The organism is Paraburkholderia caledonica NBRC 102488 (assembly GCF_000685095.1).
Taxonomy (GTDB): domain Bacteria; phylum Pseudomonadota; class Gammaproteobacteria; order Burkholderiales; family Burkholderiaceae; genus Paraburkholderia; species Paraburkholderia caledonica.
Genome location: NZ_BAYE01000020.1, coordinates 1 through 15,453 on the forward strand (window position 1 = coordinate 1; position 15,453 = coordinate 15,453).

A 15,453-nucleotide genomic window follows, 5' to 3' on the forward strand; every position below is an offset into this window, starting at 1 on the left:
CGACACACGGAAATTGCGCAAGAAGCAGCGCTAAGACAACGACGTGGATAAGCCAGAACTACACCATCCGAGGTCAGAACATCGCACTCTTACGCATCACGCGCTCCACCACATCGAGGTAGTGATCGAGACCTGGCGTGACGCGGTGTTCTTCTTTTGCGCGGTCATCCCACTTGCGCAGCCGCAGCGCGTCTTGCGCATACGGCTTCTGCAGGAATCGCTCCGCTTCCTCGCTGCTGAAGATGCCGCCTTGCAGACTCAGGCTCCGCACCGAATCGGCGGAAAGCTGATCGAAATAGCCTCGGTCGATCGCGCAGAGGCAGCGCTTTGCGTCAACGTGCAAACGAATCGGCTCCAATACCGCATCGGGCAACACCGGCCGCAAGAACGGCAGCGCAAAGTACTGGTGCAGATCGTCGATGCCCCGCTCCGTCGGCGTCGCGCCCTGAAGATTCAGCAGATGCCCGAGATCGTGCAAAAACGAAGCGGCGACGAGTTCGTCACCGGCGCCCGCTTCTTCAGCCAGCGCGCCGCTCTGCAATGCGTGCTGAAGCTGCGTCACCGGTTCGCCGCTATAAGCGATCTCACCGTATTGCTCGAACAGCGAACGGATGTCCGTCACACTCAATGCCACGCTATTACTCCCACGGTAACGAAAAAATCTTGAGGTTAGTGAAACTCTTCATCGCTTCCTGAACGCCTTCCTTGTAGCCGAGGCCCGAGTCCTTGATGCCGCCAAACGGCGTCAACTCTGTCCGATAGCCAGGCACCTCCCACACGTTGACCGTCCCCACTCGCAGTTCGTTGATGAAGCGTGTGATCGCGTCCTGCCGGTTCGTGCATACACCTGAAGACAATCCGAAGCATGTGCCGTTGCTGATACGTATCGCGTCGTCGAGCGTGTCGAAGCTGATGATCGGCGACACCGGCCCAAAGGTTTCCTCCCGCACGAGGGTCATGTCCGGCTCTACACCGTCGAGCACCGTAGGCGAATACAGCGCGCCATTGCGTCGATTGCCGATTCGTAACCGTGCACCGCCGGCAATCGCCTCATTCACCCGCGCCTCGAATAGCTGCGCGGCGGCGACGTCGATGACCGTGCCCATCTGATTGGCCGCATCGAATGGATCGCCGAAAGTCCAGGCCCGCGTCTTCTCGACGACCAGATCGGCGAAATCGGCGGCGATGCGCTTTTGCACGAGCATCCGCTTGACCGCCGTGCAGCGCTGCCCGGAGTTCTTGTACGAGCCAAGCACCGCGAGCGTCGCCGCGCGCTCGAGATCGGCGTCCTCCAGCACGATCAGCGGATCGTTGCCGCCTAGCTCGAGCACGACGCGGCGGTACGCCGCCTTTGCCGCGATGTACTTGCCGATCGCCACGCCGCCCGTGAACGAGACGAGTTCAGCCAACGGGTGCGTGATAAGTTCATCGGCGATTTCGCGCGGGTCGCCGGTCAGCACTTGCAGCATGGGCGCGGGCAAGCCGGCTTCGTACAGAATGTCGGCAAGATAAAGCGCCGACAGCGGCACTTTCTCGGACGGCTTCAGCACCACGCGATTGTTCGTCGCGACTGCAGGCGCGACCTTATGCGCGACCTGGTTCATTGGATGGTTGAACGGGGTAATCGCGACGATCACGCCCGCAAGCGGCTCGCGCTGCGAAAACACGCGCCGCCGCTTGCCATGCGGCGTCAGATCGCACGAGAAACTTTGCCCGTCGTCGCGCAATGCTTCGATTGCCGCAAACTTGAACACGTCGGCCACGCGGCCGATTTCATAGCGCGAGTCCTGTTTCGACAAACCCGATTCGAGCGAGATCAGATCCGACGCCTCTTCGGTCCTGTCACGCAACAACGTGGCCGCGCGTTCGAGAATCTGCGAGCGCTCATAACGCGTGAGTTTCGCCTGATAAGCAACGGCATATTCGAATGCCGCGCGCACATCGTCGACGCTCGCAAGCGCGACCGTGCCTACGCGCGTGCCCGTGTACGGATCGACTACATTGAGCGAGCGTGGACGCGCCGCGCGTTCGCCTTCGAGCCGCAGCGCTTCCGCCCGGAACGCCGGATGGTCCCGCAGCGTCGCGTTCATGATGCAGACACGCGGTTCAACGCGACGTCGAAGATATCGAAATTGCGCAGCCTGTTTCCGCTCTCCGCGCCCGGCAATCCGTCGACACGCCGGTTGAAAAGGAGCGGCACTTCCTGCTCGGACAGCCCGCCGTGCGAGCGCAACGGCACCGTGAGCCCCGACAGATCGTGCTCGTCGCGGCGAGTACCGAGCACCACATGCTTCGTGCCGATCACGACGATGTCGCCGACGCGGTCATTCGGCAGCTCGAAGCGCTCACACGCCGTGTGGTTATCGAGCGCAATTTCGACGCCCTGCAGTCCGCGAATCCGCTCGATCACCTCCGCGGCATCGACATCGCCTGGCAGATACACCGTCGCAAACGAACCGAGCGCGCCGTGATGCACCACATACGGATCCGTGATCGGCAAGATCACGCGCGCCTTGCGCGCGCCGAGCCATTCGTCGAGCAGGTCTTGCAGATAGATCACGTTGGGCTCGCCGCTTTGCGGATCGTGCTTCGCGTTCATGCCGTGATCGGCGGTGAGCCCGATCACCCAACCGAGCGCGTCGAGCTTCGCCAGATAGCCGTCCATCATCGCGTAGAACGCGTTCGCGCCTTCGGTGCTCGGCGCCCATTTGTGCTGTATGTAATCGGTCGTGGACAGATACATCAAGTCGAGCTCGCGAGTTTGCGCGAGCCGCACGCCGGCGGCGAACACGAATTCCGAAAGCGCCGCGCTGTACACGTCGGGTAACGGCAAGCCGACCAGTTCCAATACTTCGTCGATGCCGTTTTCCTCGCGCGTCACCGTGTCCGCTTTTTCCGCGGAGAAGCAGATGCCGTTTAGCTGCCATCCCAACAGCCGGCGCAACTTGTCCTTAGCGGTGACGACCGCGACGCGCGCGCCCGCTTCGGCTGCCGCGGCCAGCACGGTGCCGGCTCGCAGATAGGCTGGATCGTTCATCATCACTTCCGCACCCGCGCCGCCATTCGCGTTCGGGTCCCAGAAGTAATTCCCGCAGATTCCGTGCACCGACGGCGGCACGCCGCAGACAATCGACAGATTGTTCGGGTTGGTGAACGAGGGAATCACGCAATCGCCCTTGAAGGCCGCGCCGCCCCTGAGCATCTTGCCGATGAACGGCGCAACGCCGGCCGCGACCGCAGCTTCCAGATAATCGAACTCGCAGCCGTCGACGCAGATCACAACCGTCGGCTCCTCAGGCAGCCGGTAGCCGCGACCGTTGACGTCGATCGTGCGTTGCTTCGCGTTTTCGTTTGCGCTTGCCATCGTTCCCGTCCCTGCGTGCTACGCACGCGTGCTCAAGCCAATGCGTTACGACGACGCGATCGCTTCGGTCGTGCTTCAGTCGCCCGAAGCCGGCGCACCGCGCGCCGTTCCCAACTGCCCGGCCGCGACGCCGCCTCCCTCGCACGCCTCGTGCGCGCGCTGCAAGCCGCCGTTCACGTGCGCGTGCATCAGCGCCGCGGCATGCGCGGCATCGCGCGAAGCGAGCGCGGTCAGAATCGCGCGATGTTCCGCTAGCGAGCGCTCCATCGCATCGGCATGCACCACCAGTGCCGCGCGCCGGAAAAGACTCAACTCGCTCACCAGCCTTCGATACGTCTCGTACAACTTCAGATTGCCCGCCGCCGCCACGATCGCGTCATGAAAGGCGACGTTGGCACGCCCGTAAGCATCGTGATCTCGCGCATCGAGCGCAGCGCGCATGGCATCGAGCCAATCGCGCAGCACCGCCAACTGACTCGCGTCGATGTTCGCGGCCAACATCCGGCACGCCGCCTCTTCGAGCACCGCGCGCACCGCGTAAATCTCGTCGGCTTCGTCGAGCGACACCGTCCGCACGAACACGCCGCGATTCTTCTCCGTGCGCACGAGCCCGGCCTGCTCGAGCGCGCGGAACGCCTCGCGAACCGGCCCGCGCGACACCTGCAGGCGCGCCGCCCAGTCTGCTTCGTTGAGTTTGGCACCCGGCGCCAGTTCGCCTTCGACGATGTGCCTTTGGATCTCGTCGCGAACCAGTGTCGTCAGCGAATGCCTGCGCACAACCTCAATCGGATCGACAGAAGCAGTTTGCATATATTCGGTCAGTTTGACAAATTTCGCCACATTCAAAGTATGTGGAATGTCTGCGCGCCGCACGACGCGCAACCAGGGAAACGAGGAAACCGTAGGTTTAGTCGATCCGACGGCGCGGCACACGGGCCGCAATCAGCAGCAGCGCCGCGAGCGAGACGAGCAGCAGAATCAGCGACAGCGCGGAGGCGGGCAGGTAGTAACCGCGCTCCACCTGACCGACCACGACGATCGGCACCGTCGCAAAACCGGGCGGATAAACAGTGAGGGTCGCGCCCAATTCGCCGAGCGACAGCGCGAACCCGAGTGCGAGACTCGCGCGGATTGCCGGCACGAGTTGCGGCAGCACCACGCGGCGCAGCACCATCGACGGAGGCGCGCCGAGGCTCGCGGCCGCTTCGCGCAAAATTGTCAGTTCAGGGCGCAACGCCGCCGCCGCGCACCGGTAGCAGAACGGCAGCACGAGCGCGAGTTGCACGAACACGACGATCGCCGCGGAACTCGACAAGTCAACGGGCCGCTTGTGATACGCGATCAGTACCGCGAGACCGAGCACCACGCTCGGCACGCCGTTGGGCATCATGGCAATGGTGTCGACAAACGCGCCGAGCCCGCGCCGGTCGCGTCCTTCGAGTGCGAGCGCAAGCCACAGCCCCAGAATCGTGCCCAGCACGGCGACGCCCATGCCGATCTCGAGGCTCGTTGTGAGCGCGTCGAAGTCGCTGGAACCGAGCCGCTCGAACCAGCGCGTGCTGAAGCCGGCCGGCAGAATCGTGCCGGACCAGTGCGCCGCCACGCTCGACAAGCCGACCACGATCACGGGCAACACGAAAAGCCAGAAGCACAACAGCGCGGCAAAACCGAGAAACAGGCCGCCGAGCATCCGCACGAAGAAACTCCGGCGCACCGGGCGCGCCTTCTTGTGCATGACCGGCAGCACGGTCGGGTCGAGTTCAACGGCCATGGCCCGCTCCTTTCACCTTGCGACGGTTGACCTGGCGGTACAACGCGTACAGCGACAAGGACATGATCAGCATGACGACCGCGCCGGCTGCCGCCGTCGGCAGATCGAGGTCGACAGTGGCCGAACTGTAAATGGCGACCGGCAACGTGATCAGATGCGCGCTGCCAAGCACGAGCAGAATGCCGAACTCGTTGAGCGTCAGGAGAAAGCACAGGATCGTGCCTGCAGCGATACCCGGCCACGCAAGCGGCACGATTACCTTGAATGCGACCATCCAGCCGCTAGCGCCAAGACTTCTGGCGGCTTCGATCAGACGCATGTCGAGCGTGGCGAACGAAGCCAGGGTGGGCCTCACGACGAACGGCGCGTAGAACACGACCTCGGCGAGAATCACACCGCCCACGCCGAACAGGAAATCGAGCGGCGGCGCCTCCAGATGAAAGAGCCGCTGCAAGCCGATGCTGACCGAGCCTTGCGAGCCGTACAGAAAAATCAGCGTGAAGGCGACCAGAAACGACGGGAACGCGACGAACAGTTCGAGAAAGCGCGTAACCATCCGCGCGCCCGGAAATGGCTTGAAAAACAGCAACGACGCCAGTGCGACGCCGAGCAGCGATGCAAGTCCGGCGCTCGCGAACAGAATCCACAGCGTCGTGCCGATCACGCCGCGTGTCTCTGGATTGCCGAAGAACGCCGCATACGCCTGCAGGCCGAAGCCATGCGGCCCACTCAGGCTCAGCAGCACGAGGCGCACGAGCGGGTAGATGACGAGCGGCCCGAGCACGACCACCGCGATGAACAGCAGATGCCATTGCGCTGCGCGCTCGCGGCGCTTTACCGCGGCCCGATGCAAAGCGGCGCTCGCGCTGCGGCGAGCGTCGGCTGCGGCTGCCGCCGAGGCGGGAAGCGAATTCGACGCCTCAGGGGTGGATAAGGACGACATCGTCTGCCTCGTAACGCAGGGAAACGCGCGCGCCTTTCTCCGGCATCATGCCGTGGCCGCGCTGCATGGTAACGAGGAGTGGTTCGTTCGGCATCGCGTCCAAAGCGACCGACACCGACAATACCGCGCCATACCATTCGACCGATGTTATCGCGCCGTGCAACTGCCCTTCTCCAAGCGGCACGATGCGCAGCGCTTCCGGCCGCAGACAGGCGACCCGCTCGCGCTCGTTGTAGCGCGAGTCGTCCATGCCGAAAGCGACTTGCGGCGGCAGCAGATTCGCCGTGCCGAGATAGCGCGCGACAAAGCCGTCGTTCGGCGCGTCGTACAACTGTTGCGGCGTGCCGAGCTGCGCGATGCGGCCATCGCGCATCAACAGCGTGCGATCCGACAGCACCAGCGCGTCATCCTGATCGTGCGTCACGCAGACAATCGTCAGATTGGGCAGGCGCTCATGTAGCGACTTCAGTTCGGAGCGCACCGACGCTCGCAGATTGGCATCGAGCGCGGAGAGCGGCTCGTCGAGCAACAGCACGTCCGGCTCGATCACGAGCGCGCGCGCAAGAGCCACACGCTGCTGCATGCCGCCGGAAAGCTGCGCGGGCATCACGTGCCCGGCGTCGCCGAGTTGCACGAGTTTCAGCACCTCGGCCACGCGTCGTGCGATATCCTTCGCCGATATGCGCCGCGCCCGCAAGCCGAACGCGACGTTTTCGAATACCGACAGATGCGGAAACAGCGCGTAGCTCTGGAACAACAAGCCAAGGTTGCGCTTATGCGGCGGCACGTGCGTGAGATCGTGGCCCGCGACCGTGAGCGTGCCGGACAACCCGTCCGCCTCGATAAACCCGGCGATGAACCGCAGCAGCGTAGTCTTGCCGCAGCCGCTGCGACCGAGCACGGTGAGCAGTTCGCCGCGCTGGATGGTCAGCGACAGATCGTCGAGCACGGTGCGCGAACCGAAGCGCACCGTCAGATGATCGATCTGCACGCCGCCAGGCGCGTCCGAACGCGCGGCGCCGAGCGCGTCCAGCGAGGCTTCGAGCGCGCCTCGCCCAGCAAGACTGGCCGTATTCACCGGATTCATCCTCCAACAAGATTGATGCTCAGGCAGCGCTCCGGCGATCACACCGATCGCGAGAGCGCTGCGTGCTTCGACTGCGAAGCAAGACTGAAAGCGAGACTGAAAAACAGCTTACTTCGGCTTGACCACTTCGATCTGCTTGCCCGACGAACCGATCACGTCGCTCTTCCAGCGCGCGGTCCAGTCGGCTTTCTTGGCCATCACGTGATTCCAGTCCACCGGAATCAGCTTCACGCCCGCAATCGCCTGCTTGACGGTCTCGCCGTTCTTGCCGGCGAGCGGCACGTCGGTACGGCCCGGAATGCCGAAGATGTCAGGCACCTTGGCCTGCACTTCCGTCGACATCAGATAGTCGATCAGCTTCTTGCCTTGCGCCTGGTTCGGACCGTTCTTGATGAGGCCAATTGCATACGGCAACTGGAACGTGGTCGGTTGCTCGCCCGGCGCAGCCGCGAGGAACACGGGCTTGAGCGACAGGCCGCCGTTGGCCGCGTCGTCCAGATCCATCTGCAGATCGCCGTTCGCGAACGCGATTTCGTTGCGCGACAGCAGAACGTCGAGGTAACCCGTGCCCTTGGTGTGGAACTTGGCGCTTTGCTCCAGCTTCTTCAGATAGTCGAACGCCTTGTCCTCACCCATCAGCGACGACGTCAGGATGATCACGGCCATACCGTCGCCCGCCGTTGCCGGGTTCGAGTAAGCGACCTTGCCGGCGTAGTCCGGGTGCAGCAGATCGGCAAAAGTTTTCGGCTGGTTTTTCGTGACTTCCGGGTTGATCGCGAACGAGAAATAGTTATTCACGAAGGTCGCCCAGGAGCCGTTCGGCGCCTTGGCGATCGCCGGCACGTTCTTGTAGTTCGCGCTCTGGTATGCCTGAAGCAGACCGCTCTGATCCGCCTGCTGGATGAACGGCGGCAACGTGACGATCACGTCCGCCTTCGGCTGGTCTTTTTCGATTGTCGCGCGGTTCACGACCTCTCCGCTGCCCGCGGTGACGACGTTGACTTTCACGCCCTCCTTCTTTTCGAAGGCCGGCAGCACGTCTTTATAGAGATTTTCCAGGCCGTCGGCGGTGTACAACACCACCGCATCGGCAGCCTGCGCCTGGATGGCCACGCCACCGAACATCGCGGCGGCGACCAGCGCCGGCAGAAGCTTGCGTGCGAGGCCCGTGGTCTGAAGGGAGTTTGTCTTTGTCATGTCGCTTTCTCCGAAAGGCAAAAAAACCAGACGGTCGGGAAAACCCGATACCTGTTGTGATTGAACGGCGCGTGGTGCGCGCCGTTTGCGCTTTATTTGCTGCTTGCGTGCGTGTCGCTTATGTGCCGCTTATGTGCTGCTTGCGTGCTGCTTGCGTGACTTGTTGCATGTTGCCGCAGCCGACCCCGATGCGATCAGCCTATTGCAGATTGCCGACAACTCCGCGGCGTCTTCCAAGCGAGACTTACAACCTGTCTACCACGTTCGCGCTGCCTGCCATGCCTGTATGGGCACGGCAAGGATCACAGGTTTCGGTGACAACGCCATGACTATTCTGTCGAATTCCAAAAATTGACACAATTCGCCAATAATAGCCAAGCCAAACGAGGTAGCGGGAAATGTTGCGTGAAGAGATTGAGCAGAGCCGCTGCTGCATGGCCGCCGACCGGGAATCGGATCATGCCGGGCAGCGCTCTACCGGCAGCAGGCGGCGCGACGCGTGTCGCAACCCGTCGCAGCAGCACGCGCACTGGCCTTGCACATGGACTCAGGCAATCACGATTTCCGGGCCATGGGCCGTAATCGCCTTGCCGATGGCGCGCTCGGGCGCCAGCTCGGTCACGAGATAACGCGCCGACTCGATGCCGTTGATCCGCACCGGCGTGACCCGGCCGAACTTCGAATGGTCGGCCACGACGACCACCGTGTCGGCGGCGGCGATCATGCGGCTGCGCACTTCGGCGGCCATGCGGCTGTAGTCGGTGAGATAGCCGTCCGGCGAGATGCCGCCTGCGCCGATGAATGCGAAGTCCGCGTGGTATTGCGTGAGCTGGTGGACCGTGTCGAGCCCGAAGGTGGCGTCTTCGATATCGGACAGTTCGCCGCCCAACAGCGTGACGCGATTGTCGTTGCGCCGTCCGAGCAGCAGCGCGATGCGCCAGTCGTTGGTGTAAACCGACAGACGGTGCCGGTCGAGTAAGGCTCGCGCGACCGCCTGCGTCGTGCTACCGGAGTCGACGATCAGCGACGCGCCGTCGGGCACGAACTCAGCCGCACGCTCGCCGATCGCGCGTTTCGCCCCGGCGTTTGCCGCTTCACGCGTGTCGAGGTCGGGCTCGCGCCGGTCGCTCGAAAGCGCGCCGCCGTGGGTGGTGACGAGCAGGCCGCGGCCGGCGAGCGCGTTGAGGTCACGGCGAATGGTCTCGCGCGACACATTCAGTTCGCGCACCAGCTCGGCGACTGACAGCGCGCCCGTTTTGGCGACTTGCGCCAGGATGTATTGGTGACGTTGTTCTGCGAGCATTCAGCGTTGTTCCTTCATCGTCCCGCGAAAGGTTGTCGCGCGGGGCATATCTTCGTCAAAGCCTTTTCCCATAACCGCTTTATGTATCGGCGATGCACTGTGATTTCTACCTCGCCCGGCGAGTGCGTCAATGCGAGCGCGACGCGACGTTGGCGAAGACCCGGCTCTTACACGCAATGCATTCAACCGTGCCGCAATAGCTTTCGACGCCGGAATAATACACGGAGAGAAAATTGTGTGACGATTTCCTCACAGGCCGCATGGAACGCCTTCGATGCGACGCGAACGCCGCGTCTGGCACGCGCAATGCGAACACTGACTCCGGGTGTGTCTCGATGCGAGCCAGCGCGTCCATCGGTACGAAGTTCGCGCTGCGATCGCAAAGATAATGACGGTTCTCTTCTTTCCGGAGGTTGAAATGGCAACAGAAACTTACGCAGGCCGTACTCAGGACGATCGCGCCGCGGCGCGCAAGGGTGAACGCGTCCCTGCCCAGGAGCAGCCGGGCGGCGCAATGGCAGTAGAAGGTACAAAACCGGACGCGTCGCACAGCAGCGGAGAGTTGTCCGAGCAAGGTAAGCGCGCCTGGCAACAAGGCAACACCATCGGCGGGAAGCCCGAGGATTGATTGAGGCTTAACCGCGGCTGAATGGGTCGCGACACGCGTGCCGCACAGGCGGGACGCGGCGTTGCGTGCGGCAGGAACTACCGTTCCATCGTGATCGGAAACGTTCGTCGGCTGGCCGCACGCGTCTCTGAGTTCGCGCTCGCCTCTCTTGCATACGGCTCATCGCCCGTGCGATCACTGTTCAGCGCCGAGTAAAACCAGCGGCAAATCGTTCTTCGCGAGACCGCGTCCCAATCGGCCACGAAGGGACGCATGCCCTGCGGGTCGAAGATCAGATGAAGCATGTTGCGGGGACTTTTGCGCGAGGCCATGTCGATGAAACAATCGAAGAAGCGCGGAGCCGCGTCGTTGGTCATGAGAACGTTCCAGTGGCGATCCAACACGATCGCCGGGAAAGGCTCATGCTGGCGAACCACGCGCTCCAGCGCGGCGATCACACTGTGCATCTCGTGTGCGTTCCATGGCGCTTCCGAATACACCGGTGCATAGCGAGCCGCGAGCAACAGCGCGTTACGCTCGCGCAGCGGCACGTCGAGCGTCTGTGCAAGCGTCAGCAGCGTGTCCCGGCCCGGCACGCTGTGCCCGCTTTCGATAAAGCTGATCTGGCGCTGTGAAACGCCGGCCTCGAGCGACAGATCCAGTTGACTCACGCCGCGCATATCGCGCCAATAGCGCAACAAGTCGCCAAGCTCACTTTGCGGCACTTTCGGATCGTGACTGCTCGCGTTCATCGGATTTCCGGAATCAAGGTAAAGAACAAAATAATTCAGCGTGCGGGCGCAAGCCAGACGAATTCCTCGAACTGCGTTTCGAGCTGCGGCTGGGTTACGCTGCCCGTATAGTTCGTGATCGTCGATGCGGCAACCACCGCAACGACCTCTAGTATCTGCTCAGCGCTGAACCCGGCTTCGAGGAAACGCGTCTGGTCCGATTCGCTCAGGTGGCCGCGCTTTTCTATCAGCGTGCGCGCCAATGCGGATAGCGCGGCCAGTTCGCGGTCAACAGGCAGGACACCGCGGCGGATTGAGTCTACGTCGGCGGCATGCACGCCTTCTTTCAACGCCAGCGCCGTGTGAAATGCGACGGCCCAGACACTTGCATTCGTCACTGCGTTGGTCAGCAACAGCGTCTGAATTTGCGGCTCGGTCAAACTGCTCGCATGCACACGCTCGAACAGGCCGATAAAACCGTTGATCAGCACAGGCAATCGAGCCATCTTGGCCGCGATGTTCGGTATCAGGCCGAACGCCTGTTGCAATTGCTGGAGCACGGGCGTTGATTCTGCCGGAGCGGATTCGATCGTGTATGTGGGAAAGCGGGACATGGTATCTCCCTGGCGGTGAGCGCAACCGGAATGGAAGCGCGACAGACACAGACTAGATGCCGCCGCTCATGGCGCCAATTACATTGCATGTAATTGCTGCGCTACATCGCAGTTAGTCGCCACGCGTCAAACCCAAGGCCAGCACGTGAATTCGCCCCCCCTTTTATCTATCCGGTTCAGCCATAGAAAGTACTCGCAAATAAGTTCCCTCCACTGGAATAAACCCGATCGCCCTCTCGTTCATTGAGCGTTGTGACCTTTGGACGGAACAAGGAGTGCGGCCATGAAGTCTCTACTCGCAGCGTTCACCGTCGTAGCCTGCAGCGCAGCTATCGCGACACTCGCGTCATGCGGCGGCAGTTCCAGTTCTCCCAGTTCTGGGCCGCCTGCACAGTCGTCGTTCACCGCAAAGGCGCTCGTCTCGGATGGCGCCGTGTCGGCGGCGCACACCGACGTCAATCTGAAGAATGCCTGGGGCGTGGCCTTCAATCCGAAAGGCTTCGTCTGGGTCGCCGACAACGGAACCAACCTCGCGACACTCTATGACGGCAACGGCGTGCCGCAATCGCTCGTCGTCACGATCCCCGACGGCAAGAACGGGACAGCGTCGCCAACAGGCATCGTATTCAACGGCACGCAAAGCTTCAACGTGACGCAAAACGGCAAGTCTGGCGTCGCCGCTTTCATCTTCGTGGGCGAAGGCGGCACCGTCACCGCATGGGCGCCAGCCGTTGGGCCAACCAATGCGTTCGTCATGTACGACGACGGCACCGGCGGCGCCGTGTACAAGGGCCTCGCGCTCGCGGCCAACAACGGCAACAACTTCCTCTACGCTGCCGATTTCCATAACAACAAGATCGACGTCTTCGACACCAACTTTGCCAAGGTCGCCATGCCCGGCGCCTTTACGGATCCAGCCATTCCTGCCGGCTTTGCGCCGTTCGGCATCCAGTTGATCGGATCGAACCTGTTCGTCACCTACGCGAAGCAGGATGCCGACAAACATGACGACGTCGCCGGCGCGGGACTCGGTATGGTGGACGTATTCGATACGGCAGGTAACCTGAAGCAGCACTTCGCAACGGGCGGTGCGCTGAATGCACCATGGGGTATTGCACAAGCGCCGAGCAACTTCGGCTCATTGAGCGGCGCGATATTGATCGGCAATTTCGGCGACGGCACGATTAACGCTTTCAACGCATCGAGCGGCCAGTCAATGGGTGCCATCAAGAGTTCGACCGGCAGTGCGATCGTCGAGCCGGGCTTGTGGGGCATTGCGTTCGGCAACGGGCTCAACAATCAGCCTGCTACTACGCTCTTCTTCGCGGCGGGGCCCAATGACGAAGCAGACGGCGTCTATGGAAGAATCGATCTGAATCCGGCATCGACCTCGAGTTCCGCCACGGGAACGAGCACAGGCACGAGTTCGAGCGGAGGGTCGAGCATCGGCATGTAGGTCGGAGAAAATGCACGGCCGCTCATGCACAATGAGCGGCCGCATTGATTGAACACCGCGAGCGCCGGAGCCTTCGACACAACTCGCGAGACACCACTGTTGCGTTCGAGGTTGACCCGGCTCGCAGCAGGTGGAACCGGATCGTTGCCTCTTACGCAATGGTGATCTTCACTTGCCCCTGGCGGCACGTTCCTGTCCGGGCGTGGCGTCAAAGAGTTTCCGATAACACCGCCCCAGATGCGAGGCGCTAGCAAATCCGCACTGCATGGCAATGTCGAAAATCGAAAACGTCGATTCGTGCAGAAGCTTTTGCGCTGCCTTCAGGCGCACGCCCAGGTAGAAGTGCGAGGGTCCCATGTCGAAGTGCTTGAGCCACATACGCTCGAACTGCCGAGGCGAAATGCCGACCAGCGAGGCGAGCGTCTGCACGGGAACGGGACGCTCTATATTCTGCTCCATCAGCGTAAAGTGTCTTCCGGCGAAAGGCGGTCATTGATCTTGTTGTACGTGATCAGCGAAGTTCCGGTGTATTCCCAATACACGTCGACCTGTCCGTTCTCCTGCGCCGCGCGCAACACCGCGCTGCCCAAGCCGTCCTTTTTCGTAACGGTGAAACCCTTGGCCTGCAATAGCTCGGTCGTCATCTCGGCAAGCAGTTGCTGCTCCGTGAAGTTCTTGCCGCCGACCACGACATTCGCGCCTGCGGTCGCCTCGCCCGGCTGGACAGCGGCGCTGAGAGAATTCGTGCCTTCCCATCCGTCGGCAAGCGGTTGCGTGTCCGATAAAAAGGACGCGCCTGTCGGCTGATGGGCAGCCGTTTCGCGTGCCTGTTTCATTCGGGCTGAGTCTTGTTCGTCCTGTGCGGCACGGTTGTAGCGACGTGGCGGGGTTCCTTCGAATGTAATGGTCAACAGCCGCGCCGGCATGCCGCGAATGCGACGTCCGCTGGCAGTAAAACGACATTCTGCGAACGACCTTACGCACCGTAAGCGGCTAGCTGATCGGAAGCATGATGACCGCGCTCAACGAGGAAGCATTCGGTAGAGCCGATGTTCCGGTAGCGTCGCAACGAGTTGCCAACCGGTTAGTGTTTCAGACAGGCGTCGTTGCGGATCGAACACAGCGAGATAGACTTCCGTGAATCGGGTTTGCAGGTCCGGGAACCTGTTTTGCAAGTCCGCGGCCCACGCGCGCAACATACCGTCATTCGCCCGGAATGCCGTGTCGCCGTTCTCGATATCGTCCTGGAACTTCCTCAATGCGGCGTTTTCTGCGCGATAAAGCACTGGCTGCTGGCCCGCCTTCAGATAGAGATCCGGCACGAGAACCCGATCGAGCGTTGCAAGCGCAACGACCTTATCCAGATATGGATTCCAGCGGTGAGGCGCGGTTCTTGGAGACGGATACGTCGTATCCTGTTTGTATTGAAACAGGACCGAGCCCGATTTCAACGACGCGAACGTAGCGCGGTACGCCTGAATGGAAGGCTTCGCCGCACGCCAATCGGCAGTTACTGTTGCAATGCGAAACAGGAAAACGATTGCAAGCGCTAGCGCGCCGACCCGTTGCAGATGCGGTGTCGAAGTCCGCACATCTACCAGGGCTGTCAGCAGAAATGCGAAGCTCAGCGCGCATCGCTCGACCACGCCATAAGAAGCAAATGCGGAGAACGGCGCAAATAGCGCTACCAGGGGAAGCGCAATCACCGTGATCCGGCACTCGGGTTTACAGGACCACCATCTCATTAGAAAGCCGACGGCTAATGTCAGGCCCATGCTCGCCAGCACTGCGACGTCGGCCGGGGGATTGCCGATTGCGAAGACATCGAGCCAACGGCTGACTTTGGCGAATATATGAACGACGCCGAAATCGACGGAGCCACGAAGTCCGCCGGTACTGCTATGCGCCAGTAATACCACGGGAAGTATCAACGGAACGAGGCTTGCGCTCGCGTGCATGACGAGCGAGCGGATTCGCAGTTTCCCTTCCTGCAGGAAACAGCCAAGCTCCCACGTTCCTATGATCAGTGCAAAAACGGCCAAAGGAAAAAGATGGCAGAAGTAAATCACAAGGGCGCTGCAAGACGACGCTATGATCCGCGCGACCGTGGACCGGCGAAGCGCCACATGCAAGGCTATCGCCCACAAACAAAGGCCGGTCCCGAACAGAAAGTTATCGTAACCGCGTATCAGGATCCAGTTGTAGAGAAGCAGAAAACTGAACAGCGGGAACCATGACCACCGGCCATTCAGAGCACGGCTGAGAACCAGGCAGCCCGAGCTGAGCAACGCGAGTTCGACCACGATAAAGAACCATGCTGCCCACTCCACCGGCATCAGCTTCGCGATCCACGGCAAGGTCAGGTCCATCGCAAGGTCAG

At 61.8% G+C, this 15,453-nt stretch carries 14 protein-coding genes and 2 pseudogenes; 2 read left to right on the forward strand and 14 right to left on the reverse strand.

Annotated elements, in window-relative coordinates; genetic code table 11:
- Window positions 1–73: 73 nt before the first annotated feature.
- From BCA01S_RS27840 to BCA01S_RS27880, 9 genes are all read right to left on the reverse strand, one after another.
- Window positions 74–634 carry a phosphonate degradation HD-domain oxygenase gene (locus tag BCA01S_RS27840; protein ID WP_027779709.1) on the reverse strand — a complete coding sequence of 187 codons (561 nt, stop codon included), beginning with the start codon at window positions 632–634 and terminating at the stop codon, window positions 74–76.
- A gap of 4 nt (window positions 635–638) precedes the next feature.
- Complete coding sequence (gene phnY, locus BCA01S_RS27845; protein WP_027779710.1) at window positions 639–2,090, reverse strand: phosphonoacetaldehyde dehydrogenase; 1,452 nt, start codon at window positions 2,088–2,090, stop codon at window positions 639–641.
- Window positions 2,087–3,364 (reverse strand): phosphonoacetate hydrolase, encoded by a 1,278-nt coding sequence (gene phnA, locus BCA01S_RS27850; RefSeq protein ID WP_027779711.1) that lies wholly within the window; start codon window positions 3,362–3,364, stop codon window positions 2,087–2,089. Before phnA ends, phnY begins: the two co-directional genes overlap by 4 nt.
- A gap of 75 nt (window positions 3,365–3,439) precedes the next feature.
- Window positions 3,440–4,174 (reverse strand): phosphonate utilization associated transcriptional regulator, encoded by a 735-nt coding sequence (locus tag BCA01S_RS27855; protein WP_244146084.1) that lies wholly within the window; start codon window positions 4,172–4,174, stop codon window positions 3,440–3,442.
- A gap of 97 nt (window positions 4,175–4,271) precedes the next feature.
- Complete coding sequence (phnV, locus tag BCA01S_RS27860; RefSeq protein WP_020068552.1) at window positions 4,272–5,135, reverse strand: 2-aminoethylphosphonate ABC transport system, membrane component PhnV; 864 nt, start codon at window positions 5,133–5,135, stop codon at window positions 4,272–4,274.
- Window positions 5,125–6,078 (reverse strand): 2-aminoethylphosphonate ABC transporter permease subunit, encoded by a 954-nt coding sequence (locus BCA01S_RS27865; RefSeq protein ID WP_027779713.1) that lies wholly within the window; start codon window positions 6,076–6,078, stop codon window positions 5,125–5,127. The genes phnV and BCA01S_RS27865 overlap by 11 nt, the downstream gene beginning before the upstream one ends.
- The gene (gene phnT / locus BCA01S_RS27870) at window positions 6,056–7,156 is read right to left on the reverse strand and encodes a 2-aminoethylphosphonate ABC transport system ATP-binding subunit PhnT (RefSeq protein ID WP_027779714.1); all 1,101 of its coding nucleotides are present in this window, start codon (window positions 7,154–7,156) and stop codon (window positions 6,056–6,058) included. The genes BCA01S_RS27865 and phnT overlap by 23 nt, the downstream gene beginning before the upstream one ends.
- Before the next feature lie 117 nt (window positions 7,157–7,273).
- Window positions 7,274–8,362 (reverse strand): 2-aminoethylphosphonate ABC transporter substrate-binding protein, encoded by a 1,089-nt coding sequence (gene phnS, locus BCA01S_RS27875; RefSeq protein ID WP_027779715.1) that lies wholly within the window; start codon window positions 8,360–8,362, stop codon window positions 7,274–7,276.
- Between the two features lie 547 nt (window positions 8,363–8,909).
- Window positions 8,910–9,665, reverse strand: coding sequence for a DeoR/GlpR family DNA-binding transcription regulator (locus BCA01S_RS27880; protein ID WP_027779716.1), 756 nt, complete (start codon window positions 9,663–9,665; stop codon window positions 8,910–8,912).
- Between the two features lie 418 nt (window positions 9,666–10,083).
- Between BCA01S_RS27880 and BCA01S_RS27890 the strand changes: the two genes are divergently transcribed.
- Window positions 10,084–10,293, forward strand: a complete 210-nt coding sequence (locus BCA01S_RS27890) for a hypothetical protein (RefSeq protein ID WP_027779718.1) — start codon at window positions 10,084–10,086, stop codon at window positions 10,291–10,293.
- 200 nt (window positions 10,294–10,493) lie between these two features.
- Here BCA01S_RS27890 and BCA01S_RS35370 read toward each other — a convergent pair.
- Together BCA01S_RS35370 and BCA01S_RS27900 are read right to left on the reverse strand one after the other, a co-directional pair.
- Window positions 10,494–11,024, reverse strand: a pseudogene (locus tag BCA01S_RS35370) (helix-turn-helix domain-containing protein); the annotation flags it as partial.
- Window positions 11,025–11,059: 35 nt separating this feature from the next.
- Window positions 11,060–11,617, reverse strand: coding sequence for a carboxymuconolactone decarboxylase family protein (locus BCA01S_RS27900; protein WP_027779719.1), 558 nt, complete (start codon window positions 11,615–11,617; stop codon window positions 11,060–11,062).
- Between the two features lie 283 nt (window positions 11,618–11,900).
- On the opposite strand from BCA01S_RS27900, the gene BCA01S_RS27905 reads away from it, so the two are divergent.
- On the forward strand, window positions 11,901–13,073 hold the full coding sequence (locus tag BCA01S_RS27905; protein ID WP_027779720.1) for a TIGR03118 family protein: 1,173 nt from the start codon (window positions 11,901–11,903) through the stop codon (window positions 13,071–13,073).
- Between the two features lie 168 nt (window positions 13,074–13,241).
- Here the strand turns inward: BCA01S_RS27905 and BCA01S_RS27910 are convergent, their stop codons facing one another.
- The 3 genes and pseudogenes from BCA01S_RS27910 to BCA01S_RS27920 all read right to left on the reverse strand — a co-directional run bounded on the left by BCA01S_RS27910 (window position 13,242) and on the right by BCA01S_RS27920 (window position 15,376).
- The gene (locus BCA01S_RS27910) at window positions 13,242–13,532 is read right to left on the reverse strand and encodes a helix-turn-helix domain-containing protein (RefSeq protein ID WP_027779721.1); all 291 of its coding nucleotides are present in this window, start codon (window positions 13,530–13,532) and stop codon (window positions 13,242–13,244) included.
- A 2-nt stretch (window positions 13,533–13,534) separates the two neighbouring features.
- A pseudogene (locus BCA01S_RS27915) lies at window positions 13,535–13,777 on the reverse strand (glycine betaine ABC transporter substrate-binding protein); the annotation flags it as partial.
- A gap of 318 nt (window positions 13,778–14,095) precedes the next feature.
- Entirely contained in the window at window positions 14,096–15,376 is a 1,281-nt protein-coding gene (locus BCA01S_RS27920; RefSeq protein ID WP_244146083.1) for a hypothetical protein, read from the reverse strand.
- Window positions 15,377–15,453: the final 77 nt, after the last annotated feature.

What these genes read in the sequence shown, in the direction of transcription:
- phnY (WP_027779710.1), bottom strand. Translation starts at nt 2,090, where the DNA reads ATGAACGCGACGCTGCGGGACCATCCGGCGTTCCGGGCGGAAGCGCTG.
- phnA (WP_027779711.1), bottom strand. Translation starts at nt 3,364, where the DNA reads ATGGCAAGCGCAAACGAAAACGCGAAGCAACGCACGATCGACGTCAAC.
- BCA01S_RS27855 (WP_244146084.1), bottom strand. Translation starts at nt 4,174, where the DNA reads ATGCAAACTGCTTCTGTCGATCCGATTGAGGTTGTGCGCAGGCATTCG.
- phnV (WP_020068552.1), bottom strand. Translation starts at nt 5,135, where the DNA reads ATGGCCGTTGAACTCGACCCGACCGTGCTGCCGGTCATGCACAAGAAG.
- BCA01S_RS27865 (WP_027779713.1), bottom strand. Translation starts at nt 6,078, where the DNA reads ATGTCGTCCTTATCCACCCCTGAGGCGTCGAATTCGCTTCCCGCCTCG.
- phnS (WP_027779715.1), bottom strand. Translation starts at nt 8,362, where the DNA reads ATGACAAAGACAAACTCCCTTCAGACCACGGGCCTCGCACGCAAGCTT.
- BCA01S_RS27880 (WP_027779716.1), bottom strand. Translation starts at nt 9,665, where the DNA reads ATGCTCGCAGAACAACGTCACCAATACATCCTGGCGCAAGTCGCCAAA.
- BCA01S_RS27890 (WP_027779718.1), top strand. Translation starts at nt 10,084, where the DNA reads ATGGCAACAGAAACTTACGCAGGCCGTACTCAGGACGATCGCGCCGCG.
- BCA01S_RS27900 (WP_027779719.1), bottom strand. Translation starts at nt 11,617, where the DNA reads ATGTCCCGCTTTCCCACATACACGATCGAATCCGCTCCGGCAGAATCA.
- BCA01S_RS27905 (WP_027779720.1), top strand. Translation starts at nt 11,901, where the DNA reads ATGAAGTCTCTACTCGCAGCGTTCACCGTCGTAGCCTGCAGCGCAGCT.
- BCA01S_RS27910 (WP_027779721.1), bottom strand. Translation starts at nt 13,532, where the DNA reads ATGGAGCAGAATATAGAGCGTCCCGTTCCCGTGCAGACGCTCGCCTCG.